The sequence below is a fragment of the Celeribacter halophilus genome (assembly GCF_900114135.1).
Lineage (GTDB): Bacteria > Pseudomonadota > Alphaproteobacteria > Rhodobacterales > Rhodobacteraceae > Celeribacter > Celeribacter halophilus.
Genome location: NZ_FORY01000001.1, coordinates 315,624 through 341,915, shown reverse-complemented (window position 1 = coordinate 341,915; position 26,292 = coordinate 315,624). Strand labels below are relative to the sequence as shown.

Sequence of the window (26,292 nt, the reverse complement as noted above, 5' to 3'; positions counted from 1 at the left end):
GGCCATATTTTGCGGCGTAATTATGCAGCCTTCCCCATCAAAGCGGCAGCAATCCGCGCACCGTTTCCTCTAACGAGACAGTGAACCGGAAAACCTTAACCCTCTCTTCAGAATGCCCCATAAAAGCCTTAATTGGAGAAGAGATGGTTAACCAAATTCAAGATTATCTCTGATCCAAAGACCTGCGGGTTGGTACGGCACCGAAAATGCGCCTGCCCGACGCCACAGGGTCTGCGTAAAGAGAGCAAGGAGAAGTCCGGTGAGTGAGCAGAAGACCGAGTTGGAAAACGCGATGAGCGCGGTCAACGATATTTCGGATTTGCCACGGGAAGACTGGCGCGATGCCATCGCCGAGTTGGGCGAGGAGCTGGGCTATTTCCAATCACTGGGTGACGGGCACAGCGTGGCCTTTCTGGACGAGAAACCGTGCCTTCTGGTCACCTTCGAGAGCTATGAACGCGCCACCGAGCGCACGGAGAACGGCTACCCACTCGGGATGACACTGGCCGGACAGCATGGCTGGTCCTCGCTCACGCTGATGTCGCATGGGACCGACGAGACCGGCGACTGGTTCCGGTCCAAAAAGATTTACCGCTATTTCGACCGTCTCGTGGACGAGGGGTTTTTCGAGGATTTCGATCAGGTGGTGTTTTATGGCGCAGGCGCCTGTGGCTATGCGGCCGCGGCCTATTCCGTGGTCGCCCCCGGTGCCACGGTCATCACCATCGCGCCGCAAGCCACGCTCAACGGGCGGCTCGCCTCTTGGGACCACCGTTTCCCGAAAACCCGCCGTATGGATTTCACGACACGCTACGGCTTTGCCCCTGACATGCTCGAAGGGGCGGAGAAGGCCTATGTCTTCTATGATCCCAAGGTCGAGCTCGACGCGATGCATGCGGCGCTGTTCAACGCCCCGCATGTCGCCCGTGTGCCCTGCCGGATGTTCGGGGTTGATCCGGAATATGAACTCATGGAGATCGGTGCACTGGCTCCGATCCTTGAGGCCGCGATGGAAAGCCGCCTCACCCAGCGCGTGATCACGCAAGCCCTGCGCAAACGTCGCGAGAATCTGGGGTATCTGCGCCGTCTTCTGGCCGAAACCGCCCCCAGTTCACGTCCCTATCAGACCGTGCTGCTGTGTCGCCATGTGTTGCGCGACCGCAAACACGCGCCACGTTTCCAGCGCGCCTACAATGCGGCGGCAGAAATCCTGAAAACACAGGGCAAACCGCTCCCCGCAGAGCGTGCGAAATCCGAGAGCGAGACCGCCTGAGCACAGGCTCAGGCGAGGCCGCCCTCCTCCTCGACAAAGCGCAATACCTCCTCGACGCCCTGACCGTGACGCAGCGCGGCCATGACATAGGCATTGGAGCCGCGGGCGCGTTTGGTGTCCGCTTCCAGAAGCACCGGATCGACGCCCACATGCGGTGCGAGGTCCACCTTGTTGACGATCAGCATATCCGAACGCGTCACCCCCGGCCCGCGTTTGCGCGGAATGTCCTGCCCCGCCGCCGTGTCGATCACATAGAGCGTCAGATCCGCCAGTTCCGGCGAAAATGTCGCCGCGAGATTGTCGCCGCCACTTTCGATCAAGATCACGTCGAGATCGGGAAAAGCCTCCGTCAGATCGGCAATCGCCGCAAGATTGATCGAGGCATCCTCACGGATCGCCGTATGCGGACAGCCGCCGGTTTCCACGCCGCGAATACGCTCCATCGGCAGGATTTGCTGGCGCATCAACGCCTCCGCATCCTCGCGCGTGTAAATGTCATTGGTGATGACCGCGATGGAATATTTCTCCGAGAGTGCCTTGGCCAGCGCCCCTGTCAGCGTGGTCTTTCCCGCGCCCACAGGGCCGCCAATGCCGACCCGCAAAGGTCCGTTCGGTGATGCCATTTCTGCCTCCAACTGTTGTTCGACCATCAGGCCCTCAAGCCTTTCGCTCTTGGCCTTATGTCTTGAAAATCCTGACGTCCATATCCTCATGACGCGCCGCGTTCAGATCTGCGGCAAACGCGCCCGTGGTCAGTGTCTCCGCCGTCGCGGACAGCACCGCCTCCGAGACACGTTCGATCTCGTCATGCAGGGTCGCAAGTACCCTCTGCCCCGCCGCCTGCCCCAGCGGCACAAAACGCACTCCGGCAGACACGAGGTTGGACGTAAAGCTATGTAGATAAAGCGCAATCACGGTGCGGTCAGGCAGGTCCAGATCCCGCGCCGCCTCGCCCACCGCCACCGGCAAGGCCCGCGCAGCACGCTCCGGCCCGCCCATCTGCGCCACGGTTTTCACAAAGGCCTGCCCCTGTTCGAATGTCTCCGCCCAGCGCTCTTTCGAGCCTGCCAGAGCCTCGGACAGATCCCCGACCTCCTGCGCATCCGCCCCTTGCAGAACCATCCCCAGAAGGCAGGCATCCACATGCCCGCCGCCGCGCGTAAGGATCATCCGCAGCCAGCTTTCCAACCCCTCGGCATCCCGCACCGCCCCCTCGGAAATCGCCAGCTCCAGCCCGTGTGAATAGGCAAACGCACCGAGCGGGAAAGATGGCGAGAGCCATTGAGTCAGGGTCAGAAGGGCATGAGGATCAGTCATGGTGGTGTTCATGGTGGTGATCGTGGTCATGCGAATGGCTGTGCCCGTGACTGTGATCGTCCCCGTGGTCATGGCTGTGCCCGTGGTCGTGGCTGTGCCCGTGGTCGTGGCTGTGCCCGTGGTCGTGGCCCATCGTGCGGCCATGCCCGTAAGCTCCGCCTTCCGGAGTGAACGGCGCGACAATCTCCGTCACCTCGGCCCCAAGCTGCTCCAGCATCGCTTTGAGAACCGGATCTCGCTGGATCACCAATCGCTCCGGCGCGATCTGGCAGGGCGTGTGCCGGTTGCCGATGTGCCACGCATAGCGCGTCACCGTCTCCCCCGTGATCGCATAGAGCTCTTCTTCGGCAGCGCGCACCCCGATCACACTCCCGTCCTCACAAGCAAACCCGTCGCCCTGCTCGACAGACACGGTCTGCGGCAGATCGACAAACACCACCTCGCCCGAAGAGGTGGTCAGTTTCTTGCGCCGCAGCAAGCGCTGGTCATAGGTCAAAGCGACCCGATCCGTTGCGCCCGCGCCGCCTCCTTTGCAGATTTCATAGGATTTTTTGCTCATTTTCAAACTCCGGTCGGATGATTGGGACTTTCTTAACCGACTCGCCCCCAAATGTAAGGCAAGGAGATCTTGCCGATGACGTCCATGCCTGACCACACACCTCTTGATGCCGTTGACGCGCTCTTTGAATTGCGCGCGGAACTGGCGCGGCTGCGCGAGCGCGAGGCCGAACTTTGCGATGAAATCCGCAGCTTTGCGACAGAAAACGGCGGCGGGAGGGTTCGCGGTGCGCAGCGGGTCGCCGTGATCGAAACCCGCAAGCCGCGCCGGATTTCTCCCGACAGGCTGCCGCCGGCGGTGCTCTGTGATCCGCAATTTTTCGAGACAGAGGAAGAGACGGTTGTGCTGCTCTGGCCCCGCTCCGCGACGGGCCATGCGGTCTCAAGCCCGCAGGAGGTCGCGTTTGAGGGAAATGTTGGTAGCGTGTCGGGGGCCGGTGACATGGCGGAAACGCAACAGCCCGCGCTCTCGGACCCCGCCGAAGGGGCAAAATCGGAACCGCAGGACGCGCCTTTTGTGAACCCCGACGATCCGTTCGGCCTCAGACAAGAGACCGCCGACAAAGCACCAGATGCGGAGGCATCGTCCACGCCTGCGATCACAGACGAGAAAAACCCGCGCGATTTGCGGCCCACCGAACACGCGGATTTGCAGCCTTTGGTTGGCCTGCCGGAAGAGGACGTGGCGCAGATGCGTTGCGATCTGGAGACCGACCTCGCGCCCGCCACCCTGCCAGATGCTCTGGCGACCACACAGGCGCTGGAGGCCAAAGCCGATATGCAGGCCGGTTTGGGCGGCGCATTGAACGACGCCCCGACGCCGCAGAACGCGGAGGACAGCGCCTCGCCAGAGGACGGGTTCAACGAATTCGCCCTGCCGCCTACCACCGCCTTTGCCACAAGTCGCATTGCTGCAAACGGCGAAAGCTGAGCCACCCGCCCCTCTATTGTCCACGATCCAGAAGGAGAGAAAACACCATGTATATGACCCGTTCGCCCGTAGACGAGCTTGCCCGCCTGCGCGCAAAGATCGCCGAATTGCGTGCGCGCGAAGCCGCTCTTGAAGCCCGTTTCATCGAGTGCAATGACACTGGCCGGTTTCCGGGCTACACCTGCGACGTGGTTGTGTCCCGCACGGCCTATCAGGTGTTTGATATTTCCAAACTGCCGCAAGAGATGCTCGACGACGACCGCTATTATGCGACCAAACATGTCACCTCGATCCGCATCGAGGACCGCGAGGACGGCATGGATGTGATCGCGCTGGACGATCCCGAAGAAATCGAAGTGCTCGAAAGCCTGTGACGCAGACCATCCTTGTGCGCCCCTGTCACTCAGGTGGAAAACAGGTCGCGAAAGACATAATGCGGGATCCGGTCGCGGGTGATGCCAAGCTCCGACAGTTCGGCATCGCTCATCGCGTCCAGTCGCGCCAGTTCGCCCAGACGCTTGCGCCGGACGGAATAGGCATTCACCCCCTGCCCCAAGGAGGCAAAGAACAGATCGATACGCGCCCGCAGGCCCGGTGTGAGAATAACGATATTGGCGACATGCTGCATGTCTGGAAACCTCTCGTGAGACGGGTTTCCTCCCTGTCCCCTCACGATAGAGCATCACAGCCAACACACAAAGCCTCACCACCGCTCACGCAGGCCTGTGGCAAAGACGCGCCGAGAAAGACCGCATCCCACAGGAAATTTGCCCGAAGAACCATCAGAACAGGAAGTAACGCTGCGCCATCGGAAGCTCTTTGGCCGGTTCACAGGTCAGCAATTCCCCGTTCGCCCGCACCTCATAGGTCTCTGGATTCACTTCGATATCCGGCGTCGCATCGTTCATCACCATCGATGATTTGCCGATATTGCGCGTGTTCTCCACCGCTACGGTCTGTTTCGCCAGCCCCAGCGATTTGCCGATTCCATCGGCCTGCGCCGCCTGCGAGACAAAGAGCACAGCAGACTGTTCCACCGCGCGGCCCATCGACCCGAACATCGGGCGCGTATAAACCGGCTGCGGCGTCGGGATCGAAGCGTTCGGATCACCCATTTGCGCCACCGCGATAGAGCCGCCCAAGAGCACCATCTCGGGTTTCACACCGAAAAACGCAGGCGACCACATTACCAGATCGGCGCGTTTGCCCACTTCGATGGAGCCAATCTGTGTCGACATACCATGAGCAATCGCGGGGTTGATCGTGTATTTCGCAATATAGCGTTTGACCCGCAGATTGTCGTTGTCGCCGGTCTCGTCAGAGAGACGCCCGCGCTGTTTCTTCATCTTGTCGGCGGTCTGCCATGTGCGGATCAGAACCTCACCCACCCGCCCCATCGCCTGACTGTCCGAGGCAATGATCGAAAACGCGCCCATGTCATGCAGGATGTCTTCGGCGGCAATGGTTTCCTTGCGGATACGGCTTTCGGCAAATGCCACATCCTCGGGGATGGATTTGTCGAGGTGGTGACAGACCATGAGCATGTCGAGATGCTCCTCCAGCGTGTTCACCGTATAGGGTCGCGTCGGGTTGGTGGAGCTGGGCAATACATGCTCCTCGCCCACCACCTTGATGATGTCCGGCGCGTGACCGCCGCCCGCCCCCTCGGTGTGGAAGGCGTGGATGGTCCGCCCCTTCATCGCCGCCACCGTGTTCTCCACGAACCCGCTCTCATTGAGCGTATCCGTGTGGATCATGACCTGTACATCCATGTCATCGGCCACCGAGAGACAACAATCAATCGCCCCCGGCGTGGTGCCCCAATCCTCGTGCAGCTTCATCGCGGCAGCACCGGCCTTGACCATCTCGACCAGCGCGGCGGGTTGGCTTGCGTTGCCCTTGCCCGCAAGCGCAATATTCATCGGCACCCCGTCCAGCGCCTGCAACATCCGCCCGATATGCCACGGCCCCGGCGTGCATGTGGTCGCCAAAGTCCCATGCGCAGGCCCCGTGCCGCCTCCCAACATGGTGGTCACACCGGAATGCAGCGCGTCCTCGATCTGTTGCGGACAGATAAAATGGATATGGCTGTCAAAGCCGCCCGCCGTGATGATCCGGCCCTCGCCTGCAATCGCCTCGGTTCCGGGACCGACAATGATGTCCACATTCGGTTGCGTGTCGGGATTGCCCGCCTTGCCAATCCCCGCAATCCGCCCGTCGCGCAGCCCGATGTCGGCCTTGTAAATGCCCGTCACATCCACAATCAGCGCATTGGTAATGACCGTATCCACAGCCCCCTCGGCACGGGATTTCTGGCTCTGGCCCATGCCGTCGCGGATCACCTTGCCGCCGCCGAATTTGACCTCTTCACCATAGGGGCCGGTGAGATCATGCTCGACCTCGATGATCAGATCCGTATCCGCCAGACGCAGCTTGTCGCCAGTGGTGGGGCCGAACATATCGGCGTAAGTCGCGCGGGAAATCTTTGCAGGCATCTTGGTCCCTCTCAATTCATCTCGTAGACGGCGCGCATCTCTTCGGTGCGCTGGCGCGTCAAATGTTCCAAACAACTGTTAACGATGAACGGCTCCATTGAGCCCCCATCGAACAGAAACCCTTCGGCTTTGCAGGCCGCATCGCGGTAAGGTATCCACGCCCGTTGCGCCGCACGCAGCGCCTCGGCCGCCCCGTCACTCCAGCCCCTCGCGACCTCCATAGCTCTTGCATAGGTGTCGTTCAGGTCAACGTCGGCGCGCTGCCAAGCCTCATTGGCGCAGATCTTCATATCGGACTGGCTCACGGGATCGGCGCAATCGCGCTCCTGTGAGAACCCCGCCGCGGGCACGACAAAACAAAGCGATATGAGGCCCTTGCGGATCACAGCTCCCCCATGACTTTCTGATTGAACCCGTAAACCTTCCGCGCACCGGCCAGCGGCACGAGGCTCACCTCCCGCATCTGCCCCGGCTCGAAACGCACAGCCGTTCCCGCCGCAATATCAAGCCGCTTGCCTCTGGCCGCCTCGCGGTCAAACTCCAGCGCCGCATTGGTCTCGAAGAAATGATAGTGCGAACCGACCTGCACCGGACGGTCGCCGGTGTTGGACACGGTCAGGGTCGTGACCTCCGCGCCCGCGTTCAGTTCGATCTCGCCGTCCTGAATGAAATACTCTCCGGGGATCATGGCCGCGCCTCCTGCTTTCTGATGGCAAAAATACTCATTTCAACGGATCGGGTGATGCACGGTGACAAGTTTGGTGCCATCGGGGAAGGTCGCCTCGACCTGCACCTCATGGATCATCTCCGGCACTCCTTCCATGCACATGTCTTTCGTGACCACATGCGCCGCCGCCTGCATCAACTCGGACACCATCTTGCCGTCGCGCGCACCTTCGACCACGAAATCCGTGATCAGGGCAATCGCTTCGGGGTGGTTCAGCTTCACACCGCGTTCCAGCCGCCCCCGCGCCACCATAGCGGCGAGCGAGACCAGAAGTTTGTCCTTTTCCCTAGGCGTCAGGTTCATCTTTATTCCTCGTTGTCATACCTGCCAGACACGCGGCAGATCCGCCTGTCTGATCTTTATCAAAACCTGCGCCACATAGCGGCGCAAAGGATAACCGTCGGCGGCCATGGCACGGATCACCAGCTTGCCGTTCCAGCCGGACACACCCGCGGTCACGCCCTCTTGCGTGATCTGTTTGACCAGATCGGCCATACCCTCGGCCCCCTGATCAAACAGGCCCACCGTGGCAATCGCACGCGCACCGTTCAGCGTCGCCGGATGGTCACGCGCGGCCAGAAGCCCCGCGTCGATTTCCAGCGGTTCCATAAATTCCAGCCGCCCTGCGCGGCGGATGTCGCGGCGGTCCATCAGGTGCAGGCTCTCGATGACCTCGCCCATCGCAGCGCGGCCCAGCACCAGCGACTCAACAAAGAGAAAGCGCGCATCACCGGCGATCTCCGCCTTGGTGTGCCGTGACAGGCGGGAGCGCTCGAACAGGATCGTCTCCTGCGGCAACCATTCCAGCGTGGCCCCCTCCCCCGCGACCAGTGCCACAGACACCTCGGCATTTGCGCCCTGCGCGACCGACGCATAGGCGCGTTCGGCGGTCTGGGTGGTGCCGATCAATTGTCCTCCGGCCTCGACCTCAAGCCGGTAGTCGAGCCGGTCCCCTGCGGTCAAACCACCGGATGTATTGAGAAAAACCACTTCGGGCACATGGCTGTGCACCTTGGGCATCATGGCCTTGGCCGAGCCGGACTGGTGCAGGTCTTTGAGCCCGCCTGCCCCCATAACCACATGCGCCCGCCCCCGCACGCGCTGCATCTGCGCGGTGTCGGTCCGGTTCGCCTGCGGGTGGTGTAGATCCAGCATCAAAGCCTCCAAGTCGTTCAGAGCCTAGCGGCAGAGAAACCGAAGCTTCAATCCCGCACGGGGGGCATTCGCCCTAAAAACCGACCAAACGCTCAAAAAATAAGCGATATCTACCGTCTGGCGCTTTGAGCCGGAAAGAGGTAATCCAATCGCATGACCGAGACTCTCACCATCCGCCGCCCCGACGACTGGCATCTTCATCTGCGCGATGGCGCAATGATGGAAGCCGTCCTGCCCGAAACCACGCGCCACTTCGCCCGCGCGATCATCATGCCGAACCTTGTTCCGCCTGTGATCACCAGCGACGATGCCAGCGCCTATCGCGAACGCATCCTCAAGGCGAACCCGCGCAAGGGGCAGTTCGACCCTTTGATGACGCTTTACCTTACGGAACAGACCGATCCCGAAGATGTGGCCTTTGCCCATGCCTCCGGTCTTGTGAAAGCGGTCAAGCTCTATCCGGCGGGGGCAACGACCAATTCCTCCTCCGGCGTGACGGAGTTCGAGAAAGTCCGCCCTGTGCTTGAGAAAATGGCCGAGATCGGCCTGCCACTCTGTATCCACGGCGAGGTGGTGACACCGGACATCGATATTTTCGACCGCGAGAAAGTCTTTATCGACAAGGTTCTGGACCCGATCCGCAAGGCCAATCCCGATCTGAAAGTGGTGATGGAACATATCACCACGAAAGACGGGGCCGATTATGCCCGCGAGGGCGGCGAGAAACTGGGCGCGACGATCACCACGCATCACCTTGTCATCAACCGCAACCACATCCTCGTGGGCGGGATCAAGCCGCATTACTACTGCCTGCCGGTGGCCAAGCGAGAGACGCACCGCCTGGCTCTGGTCGAAGCGGCGACATCGGGCGATCCGACCTATTTCCTCGGCACCGACAGCGCCCCCCATCTCGATGGCGCGAAGGAAAGCGCCTGTGGCTGTGCGGGCTGTTTCACCGCGACGAACACCATGTCCATCCTTGCCGAGGTTTTTGAAAAAGAGGGCGCTCTGGACAAGCTCGAAGCGTTCACCTCGCTCAACGGGCCGCGTTTCTACGGGCTGCCATTCAACGAGGCGACGATCACCCTGAGAAAGGGCAATCCCGTGCAATACCCCGACAAAATCGACACGGAGAACGGCCCTGTGACCGTTTTCGATCCGCAAATGCCGCTCCACTGGAGCGTCGAGGCCTAAGAGAGACTGCCCATGATCCCTTCTTCCTTCCCCGATGATAGCGAAATCGCCCGCCTGACGGCGCGGATGCTTCTGGAAATCGGCGCGGTGAATTTCCGCCCCGAAGACCCTTACATTCTCGCCTCAGGCCTGCCTTCGCCGACCTATATCGACTGTCGCAAGCTGATTTCCTTCCCGCGGGTGCGCTCGACGCTGATGGATTTCATGGCGGTGCAGATCATGCGCGAAGCCGGTTTCGAAGCCTTTGACAATGTCGCAGGCGGCGAGACGGCGGGCATTCCCTTTGCCGCGATGGTGGCGGAACGTCTGGGCCTGCCGATGTCCTATGTGCGCAAAAAGCCCAAAGGCTATGGCCGCAACGCCCGGATCGAAGGCGCGATGTCCGAAGGGGATCGGGTGCTTCTGGTCGAGGATCTGACCACAGATGGCGGCTCGAAACTCTCCTTTGTAGATGCGATCCGCGAAACCGGCGCGACCTGCGGCTGGACCGCGGTGATTTTCTACTACGGCATCTTCCCCGAAACGGAAAAGACGCTGGGTGATCACGGGGTGAATCTCATCAGCCTGTGCACATGGTGGGATGTTCTGGCTGAAGCGAAGAAACAGAAAATCTTCAACGAAGAGACACTGGCCGAGGTCGAGCATTTCCTTGGCGCGCCGCGCGCGTGGCAGGAAAAGCACAAGAAATCCTGACCCCCGCAAATTGCGAAAAATTTTTGCGCCGCCCGCTCGGGCGGCGTTTTTCTTTGCAGCAGCGCGGTTTAGCGCGGCCTGTAAACTTATCCACAAAATATACCCTTTGCGAGACCTCGCGCGACTGGTCTAAGACAGTCAAATCCGAGAGCATCACGCGACTCGCGGACAGATAATCAAGGGGCCGGACAGCATGACTGACATTACCGATCTCGAGCGCAATCTCGAAGACCGTCGTGACCAAGAAAGTGCACAGGACACCTCTGGTGCAGACACCGAACGCAATGAGAGCAAGCCGGCGGAGAAAGGCTCTGTCATCTCCTCCTACGCGGGCGCTGTGCCGCATAACATCGAGGCCGAACAGCAGCTTCTGGGCGCCTTGCTGACTAATAACGATGTGTTCGACAAGATCGCCTCCATCATCGCGCCCGAACATTTCTATGATCCGGTCCACAAGGATATTTTCGAGAAAGCCGCCGAGCGCATCTCCAAGAACATGCTGGCCTCGCCCGTAACCTTGAAGGCCTATATGGAAGATCACGAGGGCCTGAGGGAACTGGGGGGGCCGAGCTATCTGGCAAAGCTCGCGGCCTCGGCCATCTCGACCTATGCGGTGCGCGACTATGCCCAGCTAATCTACGACCTCTTCTTGCGGCGCCAGCTTATCGAACTGGGCAACGAGATCGCGGGCTCTGCCGCCTCCGGTTCCGACATCCGCGACCCGAGCGAACAGATCGTCGCCGCAGAGCAACGGCTCTACAACCTTGCCGAACAGGGCAAGGGCGAATCGGGTTTCACCTCCTTCCTCTCCGCCGTGACCAAAGCGGTCCTGAACGCCAACGCCGCCTACGAGCGCGGCGGCGGCATGGCGGGGATCGAGACAAAGCTGATTGATCTCGACAAGAAAATGGGTGGCTTGCACCCTTCGGATTTGATCATTCTGGCGGGGCGTCCCTCGATGGGGAAAACCTCGCTGGCGACCAACATCGCCTTCAACATCGCCAAATCCTACAAAAAGGGCCAACTGCCCGACGGGCGGCAGGGCGCAGTGGAAGGCGGCGTTGTGGGCTTTTACTCGCTGGAGATGAGCGCCGAACAGCTGGCCGCGCGTATTCTCGCGGAAGCCTCGGAGATTTCCTCACACAAGATCCGCCAAGGGGACATGACGGAAGAAGAATTCCGCCGCTTTGTCGATGCCGCCAAGACGCTGGAAAGCTGCCCGCTATATATTGACGACACGCCCTCGATCCCGATTTCGCAACTTGCGGCCCGTGCGCGGCGTTTGCAGCGGACCCACGGGCTGGACCTTCTGATCGTCGACTATCTGCAACTGGTCCGCGGCACCTCGCGCACCGAAGGCAACAGGGTGCAGGAGATTGGCGAGATTTCCATGGGCCTCAAAGCCATCGCCAAGGAATTGAACATTCCGGTGATTGCCCTGTCCCAGCTCAGCCGGACAGTGGAAAGCCGCGACGACAAACGGCCACAGCTTTCGGATTTGCGGGAATCCGGCTCTATTGAGCAGGATGCCGACGTGGTGATGTTCGTCTATCGCGGCGAATATTACAAAGAGCGCGAAAAACCCGATGATGACAATCTGGAAGCGATGGAGAAATGGATGGCGGATATGGAACGCCTTCATGCCAAAGCCGAAGTCATCCTCGGCAAACAGCGTCACGGGCCGATTGGCACGATCGAGCTGTCTTTCGAGGCGGAGTTCACCCGCTTCGGGAACCTCGCCCGCGAGCAACAAGGTTATTCGGATTATTAACAGGACACCGTGCCGCGCGCGGATTCGCCTTGCGACTCTGCGTGCTGCGCGTCAATAAACCACCATGGCTACTTCAGTTTTACAAATCGATCTCGGGGCGCTGGCCGACAATTGGCGCGCGCTTGATGCCCTTTCATCTCCGGCTGTGGAAACCGCTGCCGTGGTTAAAGCCAATGCTTACGGGCTCGGGGTCGGCAAAGCCGCCCGTGCACTGATGAAAGCTGGCGTGAAAAGTTTCTTTGTCGCCACCGCCGAAGAAGGCGTGGTGCTGCGCAACGAAGTGGGGCCGACCCCGTGGATCGGCTTGCTTGGCGGGCATATGGCGGGCGACACCGACATGATCGCGGATATGTCCCTGACGCCAATCCTCAACTCGCTCGATCAGATCACCCGCCATTTCGAGGCTCTTCCGGGAGCCTCTTTCGGCGTGCAGCTTGACACGGGCATGAACCGTCTGGGTCTTGAGCCTGCGGAATGGGATGCCGTGCGTGCTTTGGTGCTCAAGGAGAAACCCGATCTCGTCATGAGCCATCTGGCCTGTTCCGACGAGCCGGAGCACCCGATGAACGCGCAACAGCTTGCCGCCTTCCGCGAGATGACAGACGGGCTGAAAGTCCGCCGTGCGCTTGCGGCCACGGGGGGGCTTCTGCTGGGGCCGGATTATCACTTCGACATGGTACGTGCCGGGATCGGCCTTTACGGCGGCCTGCCCTTCGAAGGTGGCAAACCCGTGGTCAAACTCGAATGTCCCGTCATCCAGACGCGCGAGATTCCCGCCGGAGAAACCGTTGGCTATTCGAACAGCTGGACGGCCAAGGTGCCCTCAAGGATCGCGACCGTCTCCGCAGGCTATGCCGACGGGATCACGCGGCTGATTTCCAACAAGGCGTTCCTGTTCGACGGGTCGGTGCCCTGTCGGCTTGTTGGACGTGTCTCGATGGACCTGATCACCGTGGACATCACCCATCTGGACCATGTGCCGCAATCTCTTGATCTGTTGTGTGAGTATCAGACGGTGGATGATCTGGCCAAGATCGGCCAGACCATCGGCTATGAAATCCTCACATCTCTGGGTGCGCGGTATTATCGCCGCTATATCGGATGACTGCTCTTGTGACCCGCCCTCTGGCAGCGCTCGGCGCTGCGGTTCTGGCCGCTTTGGCGACCGTGGGGCGGGTGACCCTTTTTGCGCTCACGGCCTTTCGCCATATTGTGACGCCTCCGTTTTACGGCCGCGAATTCCTTCACGCGCTCATGACAGTGGGCTACCTGTCCCTGCCGGTTGTCGGGCTGACAGCCGTGTTCACGGGCGGCGCTCTGGCGCTCCAGATCTATGCGGGCGGATCACGGTTTTCCGCCGAACAGGTCGTGCCACAGATCGTCGCTCTCGGCGTTGTGCGCGAACTTGGCCCTGTGATGGTCGGGCTGATGATCGCGGCGCGGGTGACCTCCTCCATCGCTGCCGAAATCGCCACGATGAAAGTGACCGAACAGATCGACGCGCTCGTGACCCTCTCGACCGATCCGATGAAATATCTCACCGCCCCGCGCGTCTTTGCCGGTCTTGTGACCCTGCCCCTCTTGGTGGCGGTCGGGGATACGATTGGCGTTTTCGGCGGCTGGTTCGTCTCCACCCAGTCTCTGGGCTTCAATCCGGCCACCTATCTCAAGAACACCATCGATTTCCTCGAGCCTGCCGATATCATTTCCTCGCTCGTCAAGGGCGCGGCCTTCGGTGTGATCGCCACGCTCATGGGCTGTTATTTCGGCATGCACTCCGGTCGCGGTGCGCAAGGCGTGGGACGGGCGACGAAGTCCTCCGTGGTGGCTGCCGCCGTCCTGATCCTTGCCGCCAACTTCCTTCTGACACAGGCGTTTTTCACCACATGATCTCGCTCAAGAATGTCCATAAAGCCTTTGGCTCCAAAGAGATTTTGCGCGGCGTCGATCTGGACGTCGCCAAGGGCGAAAGCTGTGTCATCATCGGCGGGTCCGGCACCGGAAAATCGGTGATGCTCAAATGTATCCTCGGCCTTATCAAGCCGGATCAGGGCATGATTTCCGTGGCGGGGGAAGACATCACCACCACGGGCGACCGCGATGCCTTCCTCGCGCGCTTCGGGATGCTGTTTCAGGGCGCGGCCCTGTTCGACAGCCTGCCGGTCTGGCAAAATGTCGCCTTCCGCCTGCTGCGAGGTTCGCTCAAACGCCCGAAAGCCGAAGCCCGCGACATCGCCATCGAGAAGCTGCGCCGCGTCGGGCTTGGTCCCGATGTCGCCGATCTCTTCCCTGCCGAACTGTCCGGCGGGATGCAGAAACGTGTGGGCCTAGCCCGTGCGATTGCCGCCGATCCGGAGATCATCTTCTTTGACGAACCCACAACCGGTCTTGACCCGATCATGGCAGGCGTCATCAATGAGTTGATCCGCGAAATCGTCGTCGAGATGGGGGCCACCGCGCTCACCATTACGCATGACATGACCTCCGTGCGCGCCATTGCCGACAAGGTGGCCATGCTGCATGGGGGCAAAATCCGCTGGCACGGGCCGGTGTCCGAGATGGACGGGGCGGATGACCCCTATCTGACGCAGTTCATCACAGGCTCCCCCGACGGACCGATCGAGACGCTGCGGTGAGGGTGTCATGACCCTTCCGCGCCTTGCCAACCTCTCTCTTCTGCTCCTCTTTCCTCTCGCGTGGGTCGCGCCGCTCCTCAAAGCAGGCGTCTTGCCGCTCTTTGCATTGTCGGAAATCTCGGTCCTGTCCGGCATTGGCGCATTGTGGGAAAAGGACAAGTTTCTAGCCCTTGTCGTGACCTTTTTCGCCATGATTGCACCAATCGGAAAAGTTCTGGCGCTCGAAGGATTGCTTTCAGGCCGCCTGCCCGCACGGATCAAGCCGTGGCTCTACCATCTCGGGCGGCTGGCTATGGCCGATGTCTTCCTGATCGCCATCTATATCACCGCCGCCAAAGGGATCGGCATTGGCCGGATCGAGATCGGCTGGGGTCTCTATCTTTTCACCTTTTGCGTTCTGCTCAGTCTGGGATTGAGTATTTTTGCCATCAGAAAGCCCAAAGAGAGCTTGCCGCACCCGCCTTCGACAGACTAGAACGAAGCGAGAACAATCGAGAGACGGCAAGATGGCCAAGGCACAAAAGAATTTCGTGTGCTCCAATTGCGGGGCGGTGACGACCAAATGGTCGGGGCGCTGTGACGGGTGCGGCGAATGGAACACGATTGCCGAAGAAAAGCCGCTCTCAAGCGCCGGTCCGACGAAAAAGACGCTAGGCGGGATGCGGGGCAAGGAAATCCCGCTCTCGAAACTCTCGACCAAGGAAAGCCCGCCGCCGCGCACCTCCTCCGGATTGGGCGAGTTTGATCGGGTGCTGGGCGGTGGTCTGGTGCCTGCCTCGGCCATTCTTGTGGGGGGCGATCCGGGAATCGGGAAATCCACGCTCCTGTTGCAGGCGGCCGCAAAGTTCGCTGATGCGGGGCTGAAGGTGATCTATATTTCCGGCGAGGAAGCCAGTGCGCAGGTCCGGATGCGGGCGCAGCGTCTTGGCCTGTCGGAAGCGGCGGTGCAGTTGGGGGCGGAGACCAACCTGCGCGACATTCTAACGACGCTGGAAAAGCAGGAGCCGGATCTTGTGATCATCGACTCGATCCAGACCATGTGGGCGGACAATGTCGAAAGCGCACCGGGCTCTGTGTCTCAGGTGCGTGCGGCGGCGCATGAACTGGTGACATTTGCCAAGACGCGCGGGGTTTCGGTGGTTCTGGTGGGCCATGTGACCAAAGAGGGCCAGCTTGCCGGTCCGCGTGTGGTCGAGCATATGGTGGACACGGTTCTATATTTCGAAGGCGAGCGCGGGCACCAGTTCCGGCTGTTGCGCGCGGTGAAGAACCGCTTTGGCCCCGCTCATGAAATCGGTGTGTTCGAGATGACCGGAGACGGGCTGAGCGAGGTGACCAACCCATCGGCGCTCTTCCTGTCCGAACGCGACCAGCCCGCGCCGGGTTCCGTGGTTTTTGCCGGGATTGAGGGCACGCGGCCCGTTCTGGTGGAGTTTCAGGCCCTCGTCGCCCCCTCGCCGCACGCGCAGGCAAGGCGCACGGTGGTGGGCTGGGACGGCTCGCGTCTGGCGATGATCCTCGCGGTTCTGGAAGCACGCTGCGGGATTCCCTTTGCGGGGCTTGATGTCTATCTCAATGTCGCAGGGGGGATGAAGGTCTCCGAACCCGCAGCCGATCTGGCGGTGGCCGCAGCACTTTTGTCGGCGCGCGAAGATGCCGCCTTGCCGAAAGATTGTGTGGTGTTTGGCGAATTATCCTTGTCGGGGAGCCTGCGTCCGGTAGGGCAGACCGAAAACCGGCTGAAAGAGGCCAAGAAGCTCGGGTTTTCCTCCGCCATCGCGCCTGCGCAATCGAAAGCCGGTGAGAAAAGCGGCATGGATATGCGGCTGATGAGTGACCTTGTGGGCTTTGTCGGCGAGGTCTTCGGGGCCGGATAATGCGCTTTGTGACAGGCTTTGCACCCCGCAAAAAGGCCCGAAAGCCCGCGCCAACACGGGCATAGCGTCCTCACATGCCAGCTTTTTTACCGTCACACACGGGAAAAAGGTTGAACAAAACGGCAAAACTTGGTTCTTCACCCGCGACCCTTCCCGTTCGGGAAGGAGAGTGTGGACAGACGAAGGACTTGCCATGGAAGGCTTTACTATCATCGACGGCATCGTGGCGCTTGTCATCATCGTTTCGGCCATTCTCGCCTATAGCCGGGGCTTCGTGCGCGAAGGCATGGCGATTGCGGGATGGATCGTGGCGGCCGTTCTTGGCTATATGTTTGCGCCCCAAGCCGTGCCTCTGGTCAAGGAAGTGCCTTACCTTGGCGACTATATCGCGGGATCATGCGAATTGTCCGTCATCACCGGTTTTTTTGCGGTCTTCGCACTGGCGCTTATCGTGGTGTCGGTGTTTACGCCGCTGTTTTCCTCGGCCGTGCAACGCTCGGCACTGGGCGGTATTGATCAGGGGCTTGGTTTCCTGTTCGGCGTGGTGCGCGGGATCGTCCTTGTCGCCATTGCTCTGGTCGTTGTGGACCGCATCTCCACAGGGGATCCGATCGACGTGCTGGAGAGCTCCCGCACGGCCAAGGTCTTTGCCCGTTCGCAAGACAAGATCGACGAGAGCCTGCCGGATGACGCCCCCGACTGGATCACGCAACGCTACGAAGCGCTGGTTTCGACCTGCACCGAATAAGCCTGCGACATGAACAGAACAAAGCGGCCTCTGGACTCGGTTCAGGGGCCGTTTTTCATGCAACGACACAAAAACGGGCCGCCGGATCGCCGCCTTTCACAAAAGAAGTGCCAAAAGCTATGTGATCCTTTCGTGACAGTCGGGCCGCGAGGGCTTAAAGGAGGTGCAAGACACCCGTGACAGGATTCGGAGCCCGGCTGGATGCGCCTTTCGCCCCAGACCTTTATCGACGACATTGGCGTATTCGGTTACGTCGGCACAGGTGCACCTTCTCAACAGACAATGACCGGGGCCCTGCCCCTCAAGCACTTCCTGTCCAATCGACAGGGTGCGCAAGCGACGACGAATTGGAGCTATTGATATGTGCGGGATTTTTGGGATCGCGAGCCGGACTCACGACGTCTTCGCAGAGTTGTATGACGGGCTATTGATGCTCCAGCACCGCGGACAGGATGCGGCGGGCATTGTCACCTATGATGGCGAATTCTTTCGCGAGCGCAAAGGCGCGGGTCTGGTGAAAGACGTGTTCGGGCCACAGGACGCCACGACGCTTCTGGGGCGTCTGGGCCTTGGCCACGTCCGCTACCCCACCGCCGGATCGCTGTCGGCGGCCGAAGCCCAGCCGTTTTTCGTCAATGCGCCCTATGGCATTTACCTTGTGCACAACGGCAACATCACCAATACGGCAGAACAGCGGGCCAAGGTGGTCGGCAAATATTCCCGCCACCTGCGCACCAATTCCGATTCCGAGATCCTGCTCAACGTGCTGGCCGACAAAGTCTCCGACGCAATCAAGGTGAACGGCACGGAAGACGCGGTGCGAAACATTCTCGCCGGAGTCAAAATGACTATGGAGCGGGTGCAAGGCGCCTATTCCGTGATCTGCCTGATCGCAGGTGTCGGCCTTCTGGCCTTCCGCGACCCGCATGGCATCCGCCCGCTTTCCGTCGCCAAACGCAGCACGCCGGAGGGGGACGAATATTCCTTTGCCTCCGAAGACGTGGCCTTCGGCATCAACGGGTTCGAGAAAATCCGCGATATGGCACCGGGCGAGGCGATCCTAGTCGATCTCGACGGCAACATGCACACGCGGCAATGTGTCGAGGGCAAGCTGACGCCCTGTATTTTCGAATATGTCTATCTCGCCCGCCCCGACAGTATGCTGGACGGCATTTCGGTCTACAAAACCCAGCTGCGCATGGGGCAGACGCTGGCCAAACAGATCATGGACAGCGATTTCGAGATCGACGCGATCATCCCCGTGCCCGACAGTGCCCGCCCTGCGGCGCTTGAAGTCGCCAACATCACCGGCATCCGCTACCGTGAGGGGCTGGTCAAAAACCGGTATGTTGGCCGGACCTTTATCATGCCCGGTCAAAGCGAGCGCCAGAAATCGGTGCGACGCAAGCTCAATGCCATGTCGCTGGAAATGAAGGGGCGCAATATCCTCCTGATCGACGACAGCATCGTGCGCGGCAACACGATCAAGAAGATCGTGCAGATGTGCCGCGAAGCCGGTGCGAAGAAAGTCTATATCGCCTCGGCCTCCCCGCCTGTGAAATACGCCAATGTCTACGGCATCGACATGCCGACGAAGCGCGAGCTGGTGGCCAACGGACGCACGACGGACGAGATATGCGAAGAACTGGGCGCCGATGGTCTGATCTATCAAAAGCTCGACGACCTGATCTGGGCCGCGAAAGAGGGCAATCCGGAGATCGACAATTTCGACTGCTCCTGTTTCAACGGTGACTATGTGACAGGCGTCACACCGGAATACCTCGCCTCTCTGGAGACCTCAGAACGGGTCAGCGAGAAGATGAAAGACGAGGGCGTCGCCCCGAAAAAGGCGCGCAAAGCCGCTCCTGCGGCGAGCTAATCGCTTGGCCGCGCTGCTTGATCTCGACCCGCGCTGGCGTGCGCTGATGGACCCCGAAGGCCCCTATGGCGGGCTGATCGACATCGGATTCGATCATCCTTCCGACTGGCCGCATGATCCGCGCGGGGACCAGCCCTTTGTCAAAGCGAGCGACGATCAACTGGCCTCCGAACTCTGTCGCCTGGACGATGCGCGCTATCTCTGTGCCACGCTCGCCCTGCCCGTGCGCGGTGCCGAAGAGGTGCTGATGATCGCGCTCTGGGTCGAGGTGCCGCATCCGGTCTTCTACGCCTATCTCGACCTGCTCAATGGCGGGGCTGTGCCGGAAAGCACGCTTGCGACACTAGCCAATGACCTCTCCCCCGTTGCAGCGCAAGACAGCCCTGTAACGCTTGAGTTCGGGGACGGGACGCAACGCCCGCTCGCCACGCTCGACGGTGTGCCGGACATCTCTCTCGACCAGTTGCTTGACCTTTACGAGGCCAGTGGGACACTCGCGCGCAGTGCACTCAAACCCTCTTGACGCAAGCCCATGCACAGGCCACACCGCATGTCATGACAGAGAACACCAAAATCGCCCTCATCACCGGAGCCTCGCGCGGCCTTGGATTTTTCCTCGCCGAAACCCTTGCGCCCGCCTATCACATCGTGGCCGTCGCCAAGACCACAGGCGCGCTCGAAGAGTTGGATGACAGGATTCAGGCCAAGGGCGGTCAGGCCACGCTTGCACCGATGGATGTGACCAATCCCGACGCGATGGCCCATCTGTGTCGCGGGATTTACGACCGTTGGGGGCATGTTGATCTCTGGGCCCATACAGCCGTCTATGCCCAGCTTCTGTCCCCTGCCGATCATATGGACCCGAAGGATTTCGACCGCACGATCCTCACCAATGTAACCGCGACGGGCAAACTGATCCCCATGATCGCGCCCTTGCTCAACATGGCCCCTGCTCCGGCTGATGTGCTGTTCTTTGACGATCCCCTCGCCGGAGAGAAATTCTTTGGCGCTTACGGTGCCTCAAAAGCCGCGCAGATCGCTATGGCGAAAAGTTGGCAGGCGGAGACGCAAACGGTCGAAAAGGCCCCGCGTGTCCACATCCTGTCGCCGCGCCCCATGCCCACGGCCACCCGCGCACGGTTCTTTCCGGGAGAGGACAAATCCGCCCTCGCCCATCCGCGTGAAGAGGCCCCGCGCCTGTTGAAAGAAGCCGGCATTCTCTAACACCCATCTCACGCGCTGTGGGCTAAAGCGGGGCGAAAAGGTCCACACGGTAGCCGTCAGGATCGACCACGGTCGCATAGCGCTGTCCCCAGAACGCATCCCAAGGCCGCGTCGCCACCGTAAACCCCACCTCCGCGATTTTCGCGGCCAAGGCATCCACCTCTGCCGGTCGGTCACACAGTAACGCAAAGGCCGAATGATTGGGCGGGCGCGGTCCCTCGCCTGTGAGACGTTCCATCGACTCGGCACTGTCAATCATCAAACGCGGCTCTCCCGGACCCCGGACCGGTTCGACATGATCCTCGCTCAGAAAGCCGCCCGCAAAGTCGAAACCGAGTATTTCGTAGAACTCTATCGCACGCGCCATATCCGTTGCAGTCACCGCCACGGCATCTAAAACAGGTTTCGGCATGGTTTTTCCTCCTGAAGCGCTGTTTTTGCGCATTCTTCCGGCACGCGACTTGCCGCGATTCCTAGCCTGCTTTAAGGACTAGGGCAACACAAGAGAAAGTCCCTTTCATGCGCATCCTGATCACCAATGACGACGGCATCAACGCTCCCGGCCTGAAAACACTGGAGGCGATCGCAGCAGAGGTCGCGGGCCCCGATGGCGAGGTCTGGACCGTCGCCCCCGCCTTCGAACAATCCGGCGTGGCCCATTGCATCTCCTATTCGCATCCGACGATGATTACGGAACTCGCCCCCCGCCGCTGGGCCGCCGAAGGCTCACCCGCTGATTGCGTTCTCGCGGGTCTCTACGACATCCTGCCCGAGCGCCCCGATCTGGTGCTCTCCGGCGTCAACCGCGGCAACAACGCGGGCGAGAACGTGATGTATTCGGGCACCATCGGCGGTGCGATGGAAGGCGCCTTGCAAGGCGTGAAATCCATTGCCCTGTCGCAATTCCTCGGCCCGCGCAACGCCAAGATCGACGATCCGTTTGAAAGCGCCGCCCATCACGGGGCCGAGGTCGTCCGGCGTCTTCTGGCCAATGCCCCTTGGGGCGAAGGTGAGGATTACGGCCTGTTTTACAACGTGAACTTCCCGCCGATCCCCGCCAGCGAGACCAAAGGGGTGGCCGTTTGCCGCCAAGGGCGTCGCCAGACCTCCGGCTTCGGACTTGAAGGGCAAAACTCGCCCACAGGACGCCGTTTCCTCTGGGTGCGTGGCTCCGAGCAATCCGTGGATACAGGTCCCGGCACCGATGTGACCGCCAATCTGGCCGACCATATCTCCGTCACCCCCATGCGCGCCGATCTGACGGCCCATGACCAACTGGCCGATCTGGAGCGCACTCTCTGATGGCCATGTCTCCTGAAGCCAAAATGCAATTCCTGTTCACGCTCCGCTCCAAGGGCGTGACGGAGGCGCGCACGCTTCAGGCTATGGAAAAGGTCGACCGTGGCGATTTCGTGAAAGGCATCTTTGCCGAACGCGCCTATGAAGACATGCCGCTGCCCATTGCCTGCGGCCAGACGATTTCCCAGCCCTCTGTGGTCGGGTTGATGACACAGGCGCTGAACGTGCAGCCACGCGACAAGGTGCTCGAAGTCGGCACAGGCTCCGGCTATCAGGCCGCGATCCTGAGCCAGCTTGCCCGTCGCGTCTACACCGTGGACCGCTACCCCCGTCTGGTGCGCGAGGCGCAAAGCGTATTCGACCGTTCGGGCATCGTGAATATCACCGCCATGTCCACCGACGGCTCCTTTGGCCTGCCCGATCAGGCCCCGTTTGATCGCATCCTTGTGACAGCCGCCGCAGAAGACCCTCCGGGCCCCCTCTTGGCGCAACTGAAAACAGGCGGTATCATGGTCCTGCCGGTCGGTCAGTCCGATGCCGTGCAAAGCCTGATCAAGGTGACGCGACTTGAGCAGGGTTTCGATTACGAAGAACTTCGTGCCGTGCGTTTCGTGCCCCTTGTCGAGGGGATGGGGCAAGAGTGAAAACCGTTCAACGCCTCCACACGAGAGGGGCCAAAGGGGGAAGAAACCCCGCCATTGAGGACAGAGTAAACATGACGATTTTCCCGATGTTTGAAACCCGCCGCGCAGGCCTTGTGATGGCCGGATGCGCCGTTCTGGCGCTAAGCGCCTGTGACAAGCCGATTGATTTCGATCTGCGTGGCATGACCGATGCGTTCTCCACCGCCGATGCCGCTTCAGAAGCACGCACGATTTCCAAGCCGCAGCCGAACGCACAGGGCATCATCTCCTACCCGAACTATCAGGTGGCCATTGCCAGACGCGGCGACACAATTGCCGATGTTGCCAACCGCACGGGGCTTTCTGTGACCGAGCTTGCCCGCTACAACGGCATCACCGAAGACGTCACCCTACGCGAAGGCGAAGTGATCGCCCTGCCGCGCCGTGTCGATGGATCTTCGGCCTCCACCCGCGCGGGCACGATTGCCTCCGGTGAGCGGATCGACATCACCGCACTGACCGACGAGGCGCTGAGCGATGCCCAGAGCGGACAGACGACCTCGAGCACCTCGACGACGATGACACAGGCCAAGGCCTCCGACCCGATCGAAGGCATGGAACCTGTCCGTCACCAGGTGCAACGTGGCGAGACCGCCTATTCCATCGCCCGCAAATACGGCATCTCCGTGCGTGCGCTAGCGGATTGGAACGGGCTGGATTCCAACCTGTCTGTCGAGGAAGGCCGCTACCTCCTGATCCCTGTGAAGGCCTCCGACGTCAGCCCACTTACTGTGGAAACAGAACCGGGCGAAGGCTCTCCGACGCCGACACCGCCCTCTGCGGCCGAGCCTCTGCCCGATCCGGCGCAAGCAGTGCCAGCACCCAAAGAGGTCGCCCCCGCCGCCGATCTGGGCGCCACCCAGAGCAGTTCCAGCTCAGAGATGACCAAGCCCGTCTCCGGCGCCATCATCCGCGACTACGACAAGACCAAATCGAAATTCATCCTCTTCGCCGCTAGCTCCGGCACGCCTGTGAAAGCGGCAAAAGACGGCACGGTGAAACTCATCTCCACCAATGCCGACGGGGTGAAGATCATGGTCGTGGACCACGGTGGCGGCCTGCAAACGGCCTATAGTTTCATTGATGATATCTCGGTGAAAAAGGGCGACAGCGTGAAGCGTGGGCAGACCATTGCCAAGGTCACGGCCAACGAATTCAACGCGCTTCAGTTCATGGTGTTCAAAGGCACTCAGACGGTTGACCCGACACCTTATCTGAACTGATTGGAAAATCGAGTATTTAGACCATCAGAAAGCCCCGGCGTTACAGCGTTCGGGGTTTTCCTTTGCAGGGTTTTCTGATGGCTTAAATACTCAGCCCAGCTTGACGCCTTTGCGACCGGCCAGATCGGTAAAGAACTGCCACGCCACACGCCCTGAACGGGAACCGCGCGTGGCCTGCCATTCAATCGCTTCGGCATGAAGTGTCTCGTCGTCAATCTCGACCTCATATTCCCGACAGTAGCCGCGAATCATCGTCAGATATTCCTCCTGCGAACAGGGATGGAAGCCAAGCCAGAGCCCGAAACGGTCCGAAAGAGAGACTTTCTCTTCCGTGGCCTCGGACGGGTTGATCGCAGAGCTGCGCTCGTTCTCGATCATGTCGCGCGGCATCAGGTGACGACGGTTCGAGGTGGCGTAGAACAGCACATTGTCAGGGCGCCCTTCGATGCCACCGTCCAGCACCGCTTTGAGCGATTTGTAATGCTGGTCGTCGTGGCTAAAGGACAGGTCGTCACAGAACAGCAGGAAACGATGCTCCGAGCCGCGCAAAATGTTCAACAGACGTGCAACGGTGGGCAAATCCTCGCGCTGCATTTCCACGATCTTAAGCGGGAGCCCTTGCGCATTGACGGCGGCATGAACCGACTTCACCAGAGATGACTTGCCCATCCCGCGTGCGCCCCACAACAGGGCATTGTTCGCCGGAAGCCCGCGCGCGAATTGCAAAGTGTTCTCCAGAAGCGTGTCACGCGACCGGTCCACCCCGACCAGAAGTGACAGATCAATCCGCGCAACGGATTTGACCGGCTGAAGCGCATCCGGCTCCGTCTGCCAGACATAGGCATCTGCCGTGTCGAAATCCGGCGCGTCCATCGGCACGGGGGCCATCCGTTCGAGGGCCTCGGCGATACGTTTCAAGGTCTTATTTGTCATCGTCGTCAAATCCGGAATAGAGGTCTTCATCTTCGTCCAAAACACCCGCAGCACGCAGTTCTTCCGTGCGCTTTTTCTCGACATGAGCCACGAGGAAGATCGAAATCTCGTAGAGGCCATACACGACGATGAAGAGGATCAGCTGTGTCGTCACATCCGGCGGCGTGACCAGAGCGGCCACGGTCAGGATACCTACGACCGCATATTTACGCGTGCCCCGAAGGCCCGCAGCCGTGGCAAGCCCCGCCTTCCCCATCAGGGTCAGCAGCACGGGAAGCTGGAAGCAAATCCCGAAGGCCACGATCATTTTCAGAGTGATATCAAGGCTTTCGTTCACCTTGCCGTTGAAGACAATATCGATCCCCGTGTCCGACGTTGCCGCCACGACATCGCCACCATTGGCCACCAATGCGCCGACGAAAGACGGCAGGTCAGCAAAGCCCAGAAAGAAGGTCATCGCCAAAGGCACGACCACATAATGCGCGAATGCCGCGCCGGCCAGAAACAAAAGCGGCGAGGCAATCAGGAACGGAAGAAAGGCATTTTTCTCATTGCGATAGAGCCCCGGCGCCACGAAACGCCAAAGCTGATAGGCAATGACCGGAAAGGAAATCGCCAGACCTCCGACCATAGAAATACGGATCAGGGTAAAGAAATATTCCTGCGGCGCGGTGTATTGCATCACCGGATTTGGGTTGCCCAGCGCACGCATGGATTTTTCGATCGGAACCAGCAGGAAATCAAGGATCGGGCTAGCCACGGTGAAACAGATCACCATCCCCACGATAAACGCCAGAGCCGCACGGATGATACGGGTGCGCAACTCGGCTAGATGCTCGATCAGTGGCGCGCTGCTGTCTTCAATATCGCTGTCGCTCATGCCTCATCCCCGGTCTTTTGGGCCGCATCCTCTGTGGTCGCAGCCACCTCCGCCGCTTTGCGCTCCGTGGCTTTTTTCGCTGTCGCCTCGGAGATTTTCTTTGCCGCCTCCGCACGTTCCGGACTCAGATCGTCTTTTTGGGCCGTGTCCGTCTTGGGCGCTGCCTTGCCATCGGGCGCCTTCATCGGATCCCATTTTTCAAAGGTTTCAGCCGCTTCGTTGAGCTTGTCGAGGCCGAATCTCTTAGGATTGGCAGCGCCCTTGAGCGCCTCGGAGGCTTCTTTCATTCCGCTTTCATCCGCAGCCGCCTCCATCGCCCGCGAAAACTCGCGCGCCATGGATTTTGCCCGTGCGGTAAACCGCCCGAGCGTGCGAAACATACCGGGCAAATCCTTCGGCCCGACGACGATCAACGCCACGATCCCGATGATCAAAAGTTCTGACATGCCGATGTCAAACATCACGCACCGCCTTGTCCAAATACCACATTAACGGGACCTTTCGCCCCGCACACCAAAGAGCGCAACCGCGCAGGACTGGTCTCAGACCTTGTCCTTTTCCTCTTCGGGAGTGACATCTTTGGCCACTTCTGCAGCTTCCTCTTCGATTTCCTTGGTGCCTTCGGCCACGCCCTTTTTGAATGACGTGATACCTTTACCAACCTCGCCCATGAGGCCAGAAATTTTGCCGCGGCCAAAGAGGACCAGAACCACGACGGCGATGAGCAGAAGACCCGGAAGGCCGATATTGTTAAGCATGTGTCTCTCCATCTTTCGCGGACCGCAGCCGGTCCGTT

General features: G+C 60.4%; 32 protein-coding genes. 18 read left to right on the top strand and 14 right to left on the bottom strand.

What is annotated here, in order from left to right; translation table 11 throughout:
- The first annotated feature begins 259 nt into the window (after positions 1-259).
- Positions 260-1,273 carry a hypothetical protein gene (locus BM152_RS01635; protein WP_066603655.1) on the top strand — a complete coding sequence of 338 codons (1,014 nt, stop codon included), beginning with the start codon at positions 260-262 and terminating at the stop codon, positions 1,271-1,273.
- Positions 1,274-1,281: 8 nt separating this feature from the next.
- Here BM152_RS01635 and ureG read toward each other — a convergent pair whose 3' ends face one another.
- Genes ureG through BM152_RS19130 form a run of 3 tightly spaced genes read right to left on the bottom strand, consistent with a single transcriptional unit; the run spans position 1,282 to position 3,149 of the window.
- The gene (gene ureG / locus BM152_RS01630; RefSeq protein WP_066603775.1) at positions 1,282-1,896 is read right to left on the bottom strand and encodes an urease accessory protein UreG; all 615 of its coding nucleotides are present in this window, start codon (positions 1,894-1,896) and stop codon (positions 1,282-1,284) included.
- Between the two features lie 55 nt (positions 1,897-1,951).
- Complete coding sequence (locus tag BM152_RS01625; RefSeq protein ID WP_066603773.1) at positions 1,952-2,590, bottom strand: urease accessory protein UreF; 639 nt, start codon at positions 2,588-2,590, stop codon at positions 1,952-1,954.
- Positions 2,583-3,149, bottom strand: a complete 567-nt coding sequence (locus tag BM152_RS19130; protein ID WP_066603652.1) for an urease accessory protein UreE — start codon at positions 3,147-3,149, stop codon at positions 2,583-2,585. Before BM152_RS19130 ends, BM152_RS01625 begins: the two co-directional genes overlap by 8 nt.
- Before the next feature lie 75 nt (positions 3,150-3,224).
- Between BM152_RS19130 and BM152_RS19125 the strand changes: the two genes are divergently transcribed.
- Positions 3,225-4,079, top strand: a complete 855-nt coding sequence (locus BM152_RS19125) for a hypothetical protein (RefSeq protein ID WP_066603646.1) — start codon at positions 3,225-3,227, stop codon at positions 4,077-4,079.
- 47 nt (positions 4,080-4,126) lie between these two features.
- Entirely contained in the window at positions 4,127-4,453 is a 327-nt protein-coding gene (locus tag BM152_RS01610) for a hypothetical protein (RefSeq protein WP_066603644.1), read from the top strand.
- 29 nt (positions 4,454-4,482) lie between these two features.
- Here BM152_RS01610 and BM152_RS01605 read toward each other — a convergent pair whose 3' ends face one another.
- The 6 genes from BM152_RS01605 to BM152_RS01580 all read right to left on the bottom strand — a co-directional run bounded on the left by BM152_RS01605 (position 4,483) and on the right by BM152_RS01580 (position 8,456).
- The gene (locus tag BM152_RS01605) at positions 4,483-4,707 is read right to left on the bottom strand and encodes a DUF1127 domain-containing protein (RefSeq protein ID WP_066603641.1); all 225 of its coding nucleotides are present in this window, start codon (positions 4,705-4,707) and stop codon (positions 4,483-4,485) included.
- A 154-nt stretch (positions 4,708-4,861) separates the two neighbouring features.
- Positions 4,862-6,574, bottom strand: coding sequence for an urease subunit alpha (ureC, locus tag BM152_RS01600; protein ID WP_066603639.1), 1,713 nt, complete (start codon positions 6,572-6,574; stop codon positions 4,862-4,864).
- 11 nt (positions 6,575-6,585) lie between these two features.
- The gene (locus tag BM152_RS01595; protein WP_066603637.1) at positions 6,586-6,960 is read right to left on the bottom strand and encodes a lysozyme inhibitor LprI family protein; all 375 of its coding nucleotides are present in this window, start codon (positions 6,958-6,960) and stop codon (positions 6,586-6,588) included.
- Complete coding sequence (locus tag BM152_RS01590) at positions 6,957-7,262, bottom strand: urease subunit beta (RefSeq protein ID WP_066603635.1); 306 nt, start codon at positions 7,260-7,262, stop codon at positions 6,957-6,959. Before BM152_RS01590 ends, BM152_RS01595 begins: the two co-directional genes overlap by 4 nt.
- Positions 7,263-7,301: 39 nt before the next feature.
- On the bottom strand, positions 7,302-7,604 hold the full coding sequence (locus BM152_RS01585; RefSeq protein ID WP_066603632.1) for an urease subunit gamma: 303 nt from the start codon (positions 7,602-7,604) through the stop codon (positions 7,302-7,304).
- A 15-nt stretch (positions 7,605-7,619) separates the two neighbouring features.
- The gene (locus BM152_RS01580) at positions 7,620-8,456 is read right to left on the bottom strand and encodes an urease accessory protein UreD (protein ID WP_082715364.1); all 837 of its coding nucleotides are present in this window, start codon (positions 8,454-8,456) and stop codon (positions 7,620-7,622) included.
- A gap of 153 nt (positions 8,457-8,609) precedes the next feature.
- Here BM152_RS01580 and pyrC point away from each other — a divergent pair, with 153 nt between their 5' ends.
- The 12 genes from pyrC to BM152_RS01520 all read left to right on the top strand — a co-directional run bounded on the left by pyrC (position 8,610) and on the right by BM152_RS01520 (position 20,478).
- On the top strand, positions 8,610-9,650 hold the full coding sequence (gene pyrC, locus BM152_RS01575; RefSeq protein WP_066603630.1) for a dihydroorotase: 1,041 nt from the start codon (positions 8,610-8,612) through the stop codon (positions 9,648-9,650).
- 12 nt (positions 9,651-9,662) lie between these two features.
- The gene (locus BM152_RS01570) at positions 9,663-10,343 is read left to right on the top strand and encodes an orotate phosphoribosyltransferase (RefSeq protein ID WP_066603624.1); all 681 of its coding nucleotides are present in this window, start codon (positions 9,663-9,665) and stop codon (positions 10,341-10,343) included.
- Between the two features lie 193 nt (positions 10,344-10,536).
- Positions 10,537-12,114, top strand: a complete 1,578-nt coding sequence (locus BM152_RS01565; RefSeq protein WP_082715363.1) for a replicative DNA helicase — start codon at positions 10,537-10,539, stop codon at positions 12,112-12,114.
- A gap of 64 nt (positions 12,115-12,178) precedes the next feature.
- On the top strand, positions 12,179-13,219 hold the full coding sequence (gene alr / locus BM152_RS01560; protein ID WP_066603622.1) for an alanine racemase: 1,041 nt from the start codon (positions 12,179-12,181) through the stop codon (positions 13,217-13,219).
- Entirely contained in the window at positions 13,216-14,004 is a 789-nt protein-coding gene (locus BM152_RS01555) for an MlaE family ABC transporter permease (protein WP_066603621.1), read from the top strand. The genes alr and BM152_RS01555 overlap by 4 nt, the downstream gene beginning before the upstream one ends.
- Positions 14,001-14,750, top strand: coding sequence for an ABC transporter ATP-binding protein (locus BM152_RS01550; RefSeq protein WP_066603615.1), 750 nt, complete (start codon positions 14,001-14,003; stop codon positions 14,748-14,750). Before BM152_RS01555 ends, BM152_RS01550 begins: the two co-directional genes overlap by 4 nt.
- A gap of 7 nt (positions 14,751-14,757) precedes the next feature.
- Entirely contained in the window at positions 14,758-15,225 is a 468-nt protein-coding gene (locus BM152_RS01545; protein WP_066603613.1) for a paraquat-inducible protein A, read from the top strand.
- 31 nt (positions 15,226-15,256) lie between these two features.
- Positions 15,257-16,627 (top strand): DNA repair protein RadA, encoded by a 1,371-nt coding sequence (gene radA, locus BM152_RS01540; protein ID WP_066603611.1) that lies wholly within the window; start codon positions 15,257-15,259, stop codon positions 16,625-16,627.
- Between the two features lie 193 nt (positions 16,628-16,820).
- A complete protein-coding gene (locus BM152_RS01535) occupies positions 16,821-17,375 on the top strand; it encodes a CvpA family protein (protein ID WP_066603609.1) in 555 nt (184 codons plus the stop codon).
- Between the two features lie 361 nt (positions 17,376-17,736).
- Complete coding sequence (purF, locus tag BM152_RS01530) at positions 17,737-19,254, top strand: amidophosphoribosyltransferase (protein ID WP_066603603.1); 1,518 nt, start codon at positions 17,737-17,739, stop codon at positions 19,252-19,254.
- Positions 19,255-19,258: 4 nt separating this feature from the next.
- Complete coding sequence (locus BM152_RS01525; RefSeq protein ID WP_066603601.1) at positions 19,259-19,777, top strand: DUF2199 domain-containing protein; 519 nt, start codon at positions 19,259-19,261, stop codon at positions 19,775-19,777.
- Between the two features lie 32 nt (positions 19,778-19,809).
- Complete coding sequence (locus BM152_RS01520) at positions 19,810-20,478, top strand: SDR family NAD(P)-dependent oxidoreductase (RefSeq protein WP_066603593.1); 669 nt, start codon at positions 19,810-19,812, stop codon at positions 20,476-20,478.
- Positions 20,479-20,500: 22 nt separating this feature from the next.
- Here BM152_RS01520 and BM152_RS01515 read toward each other — a convergent pair whose 3' ends face one another.
- Positions 20,501-20,890, bottom strand: a complete 390-nt coding sequence (locus BM152_RS01515; protein WP_066603589.1) for a VOC family protein — start codon at positions 20,888-20,890, stop codon at positions 20,501-20,503.
- A 107-nt stretch (positions 20,891-20,997) separates the two neighbouring features.
- Here BM152_RS01515 and surE point away from each other — a divergent pair, with 107 nt between their 5' ends.
- The 3 genes from surE (at position 20,998) to BM152_RS01500 (ending at position 23,683) form a co-directional block, all read left to right on the top strand.
- On the top strand, positions 20,998-21,780 hold the full coding sequence (surE, locus tag BM152_RS01510; protein WP_066603587.1) for a 5'/3'-nucleotidase SurE: 783 nt from the start codon (positions 20,998-21,000) through the stop codon (positions 21,778-21,780).
- On the top strand, positions 21,780-22,421 hold the full coding sequence (locus tag BM152_RS01505) for a protein-L-isoaspartate(D-aspartate) O-methyltransferase (RefSeq protein ID WP_066603584.1): 642 nt from the start codon (positions 21,780-21,782) through the stop codon (positions 22,419-22,421). The genes surE and BM152_RS01505 overlap by 1 nt, the downstream gene beginning before the upstream one ends.
- Positions 22,422-22,492: 71 nt before the next feature.
- Entirely contained in the window at positions 22,493-23,683 is a 1,191-nt protein-coding gene (locus BM152_RS01500; RefSeq protein WP_066603578.1) for a LysM peptidoglycan-binding domain-containing protein, read from the top strand.
- A gap of 90 nt (positions 23,684-23,773) precedes the next feature.
- Here the strand turns inward: BM152_RS01500 and BM152_RS01495 are convergent, their stop codons facing one another.
- The 4 genes from BM152_RS01495 to BM152_RS01480 all read right to left on the bottom strand — a co-directional run bounded on the left by BM152_RS01495 (position 23,774) and on the right by BM152_RS01480 (position 26,254).
- Positions 23,774-24,616 (bottom strand): ATP-binding protein, encoded by an 843-nt coding sequence (locus BM152_RS01495; RefSeq protein ID WP_066603575.1) that lies wholly within the window; start codon positions 24,614-24,616, stop codon positions 23,774-23,776.
- Positions 24,606-25,496, bottom strand: coding sequence for a twin-arginine translocase subunit TatC (gene tatC / locus BM152_RS01490; RefSeq protein WP_066603571.1), 891 nt, complete (start codon positions 25,494-25,496; stop codon positions 24,606-24,608). The genes BM152_RS01495 and tatC overlap by 11 nt, the downstream gene beginning before the upstream one ends.
- On the bottom strand, positions 25,493-25,957 hold the full coding sequence (tatB, locus tag BM152_RS01485; protein WP_066603569.1) for a Sec-independent protein translocase protein TatB: 465 nt from the start codon (positions 25,955-25,957) through the stop codon (positions 25,493-25,495). Before tatB ends, tatC begins: the two co-directional genes overlap by 4 nt.
- Before the next feature lie 81 nt (positions 25,958-26,038).
- Positions 26,039-26,254, bottom strand: a complete 216-nt coding sequence (locus BM152_RS01480) for a twin-arginine translocase TatA/TatE family subunit (RefSeq protein ID WP_066603566.1) — start codon at positions 26,252-26,254, stop codon at positions 26,039-26,041.
- Positions 26,255-26,292: the final 38 nt, after the last annotated feature.